Annotated in this window: 7 protein-coding genes and 1 pseudogene; 3 read left to right on the top strand and 5 right to left on the bottom strand. The window is 39.9% G+C overall.

From position 1 onward, the window contains the following. The 3 genes from Q1R07_RS05660 to Q1R07_RS05650 all read left to right on the top strand — a co-directional run. Positions 1–1,136: gliding motility-associated C-terminal domain-containing protein (locus Q1R07_RS05660; RefSeq protein ID WP_300487054.1), on the top strand; the 1,136-nt coding region annotated here is incomplete at its 5' end. A gap of 42 nt (positions 1,137–1,178) precedes the next feature. Continuing rightward, on the top strand, positions 1,179–2,090 hold the full coding sequence (locus Q1R07_RS05655; RefSeq protein ID WP_300487051.1) for a type IX secretion system membrane protein PorP/SprF: 912 nt from the start codon (positions 1,179–1,181) through the stop codon (positions 2,088–2,090). An 11-nt stretch (positions 2,091–2,101) separates the two neighbouring features. Beyond that, on the top strand, positions 2,102–4,021 hold the full coding sequence (locus Q1R07_RS05650) for an OmpA family protein (protein WP_300487048.1): 1,920 nt from the start codon (positions 2,102–2,104) through the stop codon (positions 4,019–4,021). An 89-nt stretch (positions 4,022–4,110) separates the two neighbouring features. Here Q1R07_RS05650 and Q1R07_RS05645 read toward each other — a convergent pair whose 3' ends face one another. The 5 genes and pseudogenes from Q1R07_RS05645 to Q1R07_RS05625 all read right to left on the bottom strand — a co-directional run. Then, positions 4,111–4,599: a CAP domain-containing protein gene (locus Q1R07_RS05645; RefSeq protein ID WP_300487045.1), complete on the bottom strand. Its 489-nt coding sequence runs from the start codon at positions 4,597–4,599 to the stop codon at positions 4,111–4,113. A 142-nt stretch (positions 4,600–4,741) separates the two neighbouring features. Further along, entirely contained in the window at positions 4,742–5,386 is a 645-nt protein-coding gene (pdxH, locus tag Q1R07_RS05640; RefSeq protein ID WP_300487043.1) for a pyridoxamine 5'-phosphate oxidase, read from the bottom strand. Between the two features lie 66 nt (positions 5,387–5,452). Beyond that, positions 5,453–6,358: a ribonuclease Z gene (locus Q1R07_RS05635; RefSeq protein WP_300487041.1), complete on the bottom strand. Its 906-nt coding sequence runs from the start codon at positions 6,356–6,358 to the stop codon at positions 5,453–5,455. Between the two features lie 15 nt (positions 6,359–6,373). Next, positions 6,374–6,706, bottom strand: a complete 333-nt coding sequence (locus tag Q1R07_RS05630) for a ribonuclease Z (protein ID WP_300487039.1) — start codon at positions 6,704–6,706, stop codon at positions 6,374–6,376. A 64-nt stretch (positions 6,707–6,770) separates the two neighbouring features. After that, positions 6,771–6,979: pseudogene (locus Q1R07_RS05625) on the bottom strand (hypothetical protein); the annotation flags it as partial.

Below are 6,979 nucleotides of genomic sequence, written 5' to 3'. Positions count from 1 at the left end.
CGAACTCGTATACTATCGTTAGAACCTGGACGTTTACTGATGCCTGTGGTAATTCATCAAGCGTATCGCAAAACATTACTGTAAACGATAACGTTGCTCCAGTGGCACCAACTGCTCCGGCTGATATTACACTTTCTTGTGGTGGTGACGTTCCAGCGATGATGAGCTTAACAGCCAATGACAGCTGTTCCGGAGACATTACGGTACAAGGTGTGGATGTAACGACTCAAGGTAATTGTCCGAATTCTTATATAATTACAAGAACCTGGACCTTTACCGATGCCTGTGGCAATACGTCTAACAGCATCCAGATCATAACCGTTTCAGATGACAGTGCACCAACGCTAACATCAACACTTGATACCGAAGTAAATGCCGATTGTGCCAATATTCCACCGGTTCCGGAACCAACATTTGCCGATAATTGTAGCGGTACGGTAACGGTTGAATATAGCGAAACGACAGCCAATCAAACCGCGCAATCCTATAGTATTATTCGTACCTGGACCGTAAGTGATGTTTGCTTTAATACACAAACCTATACACAAACTGTCAATGTTACGATTAATAATCCGCTTACAGTAGTATCAAAAGCGATTTGTATTAAGGATGAACCTGTTAATCTTTTTAGTATCTTACCGGAGGGAACGCCTCAGGATGGCACTTGGTCAACTACAAATGCCGGAGCAGCATTAGAAGGCAGTATATTTAGTCCTAATCAGGTTGCATTAGGGAATTATATTGTTCGCTATACCATTTCAAATGGAGACTGTCCGCGTATTTTTGAGATCAATATAGAAGTACACGACAGATGTATTGTACTACCAGCCTGTTCTATAAATGTCTATAATGCCGTATCGCCAAATGATGATGGTTATAATGATGTCTTTTTTATAGACGGAATTAGCTGTTATCCACAAAACAATGTTGAAATTTACAACAGATGGGGTATATTAGTATTTAGTACAGATGGTTACGATAATACAACCCGGGTATTCCGGGGCGTATCGGAAGGACGTGCAACCTTTAATAAAGGAGCCGAATTACCCGATGGCACTTATTTTTATATTTTGAAATATAAAAACGAAAGTGGTACCGAATATACTAAAACGGGCTATTTATATCTTAACCGATAGTAGCAATAGCTTTATTCTTAGTTCAATTTAAAGTAAGGATACATGAAAACATATCTTATATTATTCGCACTGATATTGATGGGTACCACCGGATATTCGCAACAGGACTCACAATATACTCAGTATATGTACAATACCATTACAATCAATCCGGCTTATGCCGGTTCGCGTGGGGCGATGAGTATTTTTGGAATGTACAGACGGCAATGGGTCGGATTAGACGGAGCGCCAACTACGGCTACCGCGTCTATCAATACACCTATAAATGAATCGAATGTGGGTTTAGGCTTGTCATTTATTAATGATCAGATAGGTCCGGCTACCGAGAACAATATCTCGGTAGACGTCTCCTATAGCATACAGGCATCGGACGATTATACGGTTTCCTTTGGATTAAAAGCAACGGCCAATCTGTTTAGTCTGGATATCAACAAACTGAATATCCAGCATCAGGGCGATCCGCAGTTTCAGAATCTCAATATGGATTTTAGCCCTAATGTGGGTGCCGGTATTTATGTTCATTCCGATAACACCTACTTCGGCTTGTCGGTTCCCAATTTTCTGGAAACCAAGCATTATAAAGACAACTCCGTTTCGGTAACCAAAGAGCGACTACACTATTATTTTATCGCAGGACATGTGTTTGATTTTAGCAGTGAATTAAAATTCAAACCGGCCTTGTTGGTAAAAGCGGTAGAAGGCGCACCGTTACAGGTTGACGTATCCGGAAACTTCCTGATTAGTGATAAACTTACCCTTGGTGTGGCCTATCGTTGGGATGCTGCCGTAAGTGCACTAGCCGGATTTCAGATATCGGATTCCTGGTTTATCGGCTATGCCTATGATGCGGAAACCACCCGATTGGCGAATTACAATTCGGGATCCCATGAGATTTTCCTCCGTTTCGAGTTTTTCAATAACTATAACCGGGTGTTAACGCCTCGTTTCTTCTAAATGCTACGATCATGAAAAAAATAGTTATACTTCTGCTCGCTTTTATCGGTACGACTGTTTCCTTCGCTCAAAAAGCCAGGATTAACAACGCCGATAAAAAATACGATCACTATGCCTATATAGACGCGATCAAAGTTTACGAAAAAGTGGCGGAAAAAGGATATAAGTCCGCAAACCTGTTCGAAAATCTTGGAAATGCCTATTATTTCAATGGCGAATTGGACAAGGCCGAAAAATGGTATGGTGAACTCTTTGCATTCAACAAAACGATTGAACCGATCTATTATTTCCGTTATTCTCAGGCTTTAAAATCGGTAGGACAATATGACAAAGCCGATCAAATGCTGGCCACTTTTTATAAAAAAACGAACGACCCGGCAGCTGGTGAATTGCTTAATAATCCGGATTATGCTAAAAAGTTACGCGAAGATTCCGGACGTTTTAAAGTGGAAAATTCCGGAACCAATACCAAATATTCCGACTATGGCCCGGCATTTTATAATAACGAAGTCGTTTTTGCTTCGGCTCGCGATACCGGTGGCGTGTTTCATCGCAAACACCGATGGACGAATCAGTATTTTACCAAGCTTTATGCGGCTCAGATATCCGATGATGGTTACCTCGCTCCCGCTCAAAAGTTTTCGGAGAGTATCGATACCCGTTTCCACGAAGCAACGCCGGTATTTACAAAAGACGGTACTACGATGTATTTTACCCGAAACAATTACAACGATGGTAAAAAAGGAAAAAGTTCCGATCGGATTGTAAAACTGAAAATCTATAAAGCGGTATTGTCGGACGGAAAATGGGATAATGTGACCGAAATGCCATTTAACAGTAACAATTACAGTACGGCACACCCGGCATTGAGTCCCGATGAAAAAATACTGTATTTCTCGTCCGATATGCCCGGTAGTCTTGGAAATTCCGATATTTATAAAGTAGCTATCAACAGCGATGGAACCTATGGAAAACCGGAAAATCTGGGAAAAACGATCAATACGTCCGGTAGGGAAACGTTTCCGTTTGTATCGCAAAAAAACGAACTGTATTTTGCTTCCGACGGGCATTTGGGAATTGGCGGACTGGATATTTTTAAATCCAAAATTCTAACAGATGGTTATTCGACTCCTGAAAATCTGGGAAGTCCGTTAAATAGTCCGAAAGACGATTTTGCGCTAATCATGAACAGTGAGAAACAAATGGGTTATTTTAGTTCCAATCGGGATGGCGGTCAAGGATCTGATGATATTTATAAGGTTAAGGAATTCCGTTGCGAACAGCTTTTAAAAGGAATGATCACCGATAAAGAAAGCGGATTACCATTGACCAACGCCAAAGTATCTCTTTTTGACGCCACTATGAAACCTATGGGTTCCGTCCAAACCGATTCCGGCGGATTATATCGTTTTGAAACAATCGATTGTGATAAAACCTATTATGTCAGAGCCGAAAATGACGGTTATCAGACACGGGAAGTTAGTGTGATGATACCGGCGAAAACGGGCGAAACCACATTAAACATCGAACTGGAGAAAAAAGCTATTCCTATCAAACCGGGTATCGATCTGGCTAAAGTACTGGATATCGAAATCATCTATTTCGATCTGGATAAATGGAATATCCGTCCGGATGCCGAAGTGGAACTTCAAAAAGTGATTACCGTTTTAAAAGAACATCCAACGATAACCCTCGATATTCGCTCGCATACCGATAGCCGACAAACACATAAATACAACGAACGTTTGTCCGACAGAAGAGCTAAATCGACTCTGGAATATATGGTAAAACACGGAATTGATCGAAATCGCCTAACCGCCAAAGGTTATGGTGAAACACAACTGGTAAACCGTTGTTCCGATGGTGTTCCCTGCTCGGAAGCCGAACATCAGCAAAACAGACGCAGTGAGTTTATCGTCATAAAAATGTAAAGTGTTCATTTCATTATATTGCTTTAAACGACAAAAGCATCCTCTTTAAAAAAGGATGCTTTTGCATTTTTGGTACGCGTCAGTTTGTTTTATTTTTTGATAAAAATATTGGTGATATACATGGTACCGTTGCTGTCTTTTCGTACGGCAACACCAAAATTGGTATAATCACCTTCAATATTCATCCGGTGCAAATCACTGTTTAACCAGGCATTAAAAGTGGACGAAATGGTTTCGTAACCATAGGCAATATTTTCACCTACTTTTTTAGCACCAAGCGTAGTTTTAAGGTTTTGTTCCCGTTCATTAAAATAGGAATGATCAACAATTTTAGTTGAAATCATATACTCGTCGTGTCCTTCAGATAAATACGAAATATGATTGATTTTGTCCAAAGGCGTTAATCCTTTACTAATCCGATAATCGTTAATTTTCTGTTCAATCTGTAATTCTTCCTGATTGTACGTAAAATTATTTACTACTTTATAATCCGCAGGGGTCTCACTGGCACTTTCTGTCGAACAGGAAGCCATCATCAAAAAGCACATCAAAATCGATGCGCCACGCAATAATCTCATAAGCATTAATCAAGTCTATTAAACACTGGGGCAATCTTTTACATTGAAAAGATGCTACAAATGTATTTTAATATCGATTACGCGCAAGAAAAATCGATGAAATGACTTAAAAATTAACATTTATGACCTAAGTGTCTTATTTTTAAGAAGAAAGACGCTCTATTTTCCAGTGGTAATCCGCTTCCAACGAATAGCGGATACGATCGTGAAGTCGGTTGGGACGTCCTTGCCAAAACTCTACTTCTACCGGGCGAACCAGAAAACCGCCCCAGTGTTCCGGACGCGGAATCGCTTTCCCTTCGTAGGCTTTTTCAAGATCAGCCAGTTTTTGTTCCAGATAATCACGGGAGGGAATAACATCGCTTTGATCGGACGCAATAGCGCCTAATTTACTACCATCCGGACGACTGTCAAAATAATTGTCGGATACGGTTTCGGACGTTTTTTCAGCAATTCCTTTAATGATCACCTGTCTTTCGGCTGTAGGCCAGAAAAATGACAAACAAATATGTGGATTGGCTGTTATCGCCTTTCCTTTTTCAGAATTATAATTGGTAAAAAAGATAAAACCTTCCTCGTTGAATTTTTTTAGCAGTACAATACGCGATTTCGGAAAACCATCCAAACCAATCGTCGACACCGTCATCGCATTTACTTCTTCAATACCACCAAAATCTTCCACTTCATAAAACCAGCGTTGAAAAAGATTGATCGGATCTTCCGGAATAGTGGTTTCGACCAAAGCCGCTTTGTCGTAGGACTTTCTATAGTTGCTCAAATCACTCATGGTATCGGTATTATAATTAGCAATGCTAAATTAGGATGTTTTAAAATGCGGATTAAAAAATCCCCGTTAAAATTCGAACACTTTCCCGTCGTCGCTTAACAATACGTTTGGAAAAATCGTTTCGGCTTCTTCGCGGAACAGACTTATTTTTTCATATCGGGTTGAATAATGCCCCAATAAAAGCTGTTTTACGTTTGCAAGTCGGGCAATAGCAGCCGCCTGTTTTGCCGTAGTATGCAGGGTTTTTTCGGCCAGATGTGCTTCCGATTCCAGAAAGGTACTTTCGTGGTAGAGTATTGTTGTTTGATCAATTAGTGGAACGATGGTTTCATCGTACACCGTATCGGAACAAAAGGCATAACTTTTTGGCGGTTCCGGATCGGTTGTTATTTTTTTATTTGGGATTACGGTACCATCGTCTAACGTGATATCGCCCCCGTTTTTAATTTTCTGATAGTAACATTGATCAATCCCATAATTTAAAATGGCATTGATATCGAGTTTGCGTTCTTTTTCTTTTTCCTGGAAATGATAACCGTTGGTATACACGCGGTGTTTTAGCGGAATGGTTCGCACTAAAACTTTATCGTCTTCATAAATCACTTCACTTTCGGTACTTTCCAATTCGTGGAAATAGAGGTTATAGCCGGTAAACGAACCGGACAAACGCAATTGTAACAATATAACTTCTTTGATTCCTTTTGGTCCGTAAACATGTAGATCGGCCACCCGGTTTAGGAGCATAAAAGTGGAGATTAATCCAACCAAACCGTAAAAATGATCCCCGTGCAAATGGGAAATAAAAATATGTTCAATTCGTGAAAATCGAATTTTATTTTTGCGCAATTGCACCTGTGTACCTTCTCCACAATCGATCAGAAACATCCGGTTCTGGATTTCTAAAACCTGTGCGGTCGGATTGGTAATGGTTCGGGGTGTGGCTGCATAACAGCCCAATATGGTTAATTTCATGAAATTACGGTCGGATTAAAAGCCTAAATCGCGTTCGATCTCTTCCATTTCAATCATATCATGCGCTTCCAACAGTGTTGGAACGACCAAAAGAGAAGCCGGAACACTATTAAAATCGATAGTATTGGCGACTATTACAAAAGACTTTTTCCCTTTTTTATGGATTTTAGACAAAGGGGAACATAATTTTAACGAGGCTATGGTTACACTTTCATCCTGAGTTACATCCAAAACCAGGTTGTGGTTTTTGTAACTATTGTGTTGATCCGTAACTTTTTCCAGAAAAGTCTGGATGTTTCCTTCGGTATCTTTGATGATAATGGTATGACCTTTCTCTTCTACTTTCATTCGTTATACTAAATATATATGCTAATTTACAGTATTTTTAGAATACTGCGGGGAAATAAACGGACTAATTGGTATACTTTTCAGGAGTGATTCTGATTTTAAACAAAAAGGCTCCTGTTTTATCCCGGTAGGAATAAATAATCTGAACTTTATTGTCCCGGAAATATTTCATATCGGGATTGGTTTTGATATTGCTGATCAAATTGGGTTCGATTACTTTTTGTGCCTGATCGATATCAACCTGTTCTTTATTCAGATTGATCAGTGTATAAT

Origin of the sequence: Flavobacterium sp. (assembly GCF_030146175.1) — a bacterium.
GTDB lineage: Bacteria > Bacteroidota > Bacteroidia > Flavobacteriales > Flavobacteriaceae > Flavobacterium.
Note: the sequence above shows the minus strand (reverse complement) of the source record. Positions and strands in the feature narration are given on the sequence as shown.

Excerpts from the sequence above, each read along its gene's own strand:
- Q1R07_RS05630 (WP_300487039.1), bottom strand. The coding sequence starts at position 6,706 with ATGAAAGTAGAAGAGAAAGGTCATACCATTATCATCAAAGATACCGAA.
- Q1R07_RS05655 (WP_300487051.1), top strand. The coding sequence starts at position 1,179 with ATGAAAACATATCTTATATTATTCGCACTGATATTGATGGGTACCACC.
- Q1R07_RS05645 (WP_300487045.1), bottom strand. The coding sequence starts at position 4,599 with ATGAGATTATTGCGTGGCGCATCGATTTTGATGTGCTTTTTGATGATG.
- Q1R07_RS05635 (WP_300487041.1), bottom strand. The coding sequence starts at position 6,358 with ATGAAATTAACCATATTGGGCTGTTATGCAGCCACACCCCGAACCATT.
- pdxH (WP_300487043.1), bottom strand. The coding sequence starts at position 5,386 with ATGAGTGATTTGAGCAACTATAGAAAGTCCTACGACAAAGCGGCTTTG.
- Q1R07_RS05650 (WP_300487048.1), top strand. The coding sequence starts at position 2,102 with ATGAAAAAAATAGTTATACTTCTGCTCGCTTTTATCGGTACGACTGTT.